3 protein-coding genes are annotated in these 1,243 nt (G+C 18.8%); all 3 read left to right on the forward strand.

From position 1 onward, the window contains the following. Positions 1-243: UPF0236 family transposase-like protein (locus tag C6B38_RS04330; RefSeq protein ID WP_199558581.1), on the forward strand; the 243-nt coding region annotated here is incomplete at its 5' end. 20 nt (positions 244-263) lie between these two features. After that, complete coding sequence (locus C6B38_RS04335) at positions 264-551, forward strand: hypothetical protein (RefSeq protein ID WP_105298786.1); 288 nt, start codon at positions 264-266, stop codon at positions 549-551. Continuing rightward, complete coding sequence (locus tag C6B38_RS04340; protein ID WP_146693301.1) at positions 503-1,243, forward strand: hypothetical protein; 741 nt, start codon at positions 503-505, stop codon at positions 1,241-1,243. Before C6B38_RS04335 ends, C6B38_RS04340 begins: the two co-directional genes overlap by 49 nt.

Here is a 1,243-nt window from a genome sequence, read left to right on the forward strand (position 1 = left end):
GTTAAAAATTTATTAATTAACAGATATAATGAGATATTTAAATTATATCAACAAGAACAAATATTACAAGGATATAAGGTAGTATCAAAATTACCAAAAACAATCAAAACAGAATATGGAAATATTCCTATAAAAAGACGAAGATATGTTAAATATGATGAAAAAAATAAAAAATATATAAATCGTTATCCTTTAGATGAAGAATTAGGATTAAAAAAATATGAAAGAATTGAAAAAAAATAAAAGATAAATATATTTCTTTTATGGGTGATGGAAAACGATATAAAAATATTATGCACACAACAGAAAATGCTAATATCAGTGAAAAAATAATATCTAATATTTTTAAAAAATCTGATTTAGAAAAAATTGACTATATTAGCAACAAAAATAACAATAAAATTAAAATTCCAAATAATGTTTTATATATTCAAATTGACGGTGCTTTTGTTCCTATGCGAGAAAATAAAAAAGAATTGAAAAGAAAATATTTTTTTCAACTATGCATATTGGTATTGATGAAGAAAAATCAACTAAAACAAGAAAAGTAATTAAAAAGAAAAAAGGTGTTTTTCAAATAATGGATAAAAATGTTACTAAAAATAAAAAATCTAGTTTTAATAATTTTATTGACAAAATTTTTAAACTAATGGATACTTATGATATTAATGAAAATACTATAATATTAGTATTAAGTGATGGCGAAAAACAAATTAAAAAAATTTACAAAGCAATAAAAACAAAATATAAAAATAACACTGTATCATATAGTTTCGATAAATTTCATTTAGTAAAAAGATTTAAAGATTTATTTTCATATAGAAATAGAAACAAAATTCATAGATTAAAATATAAATTAGCAAAAATATATTTTTTTACTGGAAATTATGAAGCATTATTAGATTTTTTAATTTGTCATTTATCCTATTTTATTGACAACAAAAAGAAATTTTTATTAGAAACTATTGAATTAATTAAAAATAATAAAGATGGTATTGAAAATCAARCATTAGAATATAATATTGGTTGTCATGTTGAAGGTGATGTTTCACATTATATTAAGGCTGTTAAGGGGCGTGGTGCAAAAATATATTGTAAAGAAACATTTAATAATATGTTAATTGCTTCAATGTTAAGACTTAATAGCAGAATTAATGAAGTTAAAATTAATAAAAATAAAGAAAAAATTGAATTTAATATTTTTAAATTAAATCAATCTCAAAATCAATTTTTATCTTTATAA

The organism is Spiroplasma sp. ChiS (genome assembly GCF_002968355.1).
Lineage (GTDB): Bacteria > Bacillota_I > Bacilli_A > Mycoplasmatales > Mycoplasmataceae > Spiroplasma > Spiroplasma citri.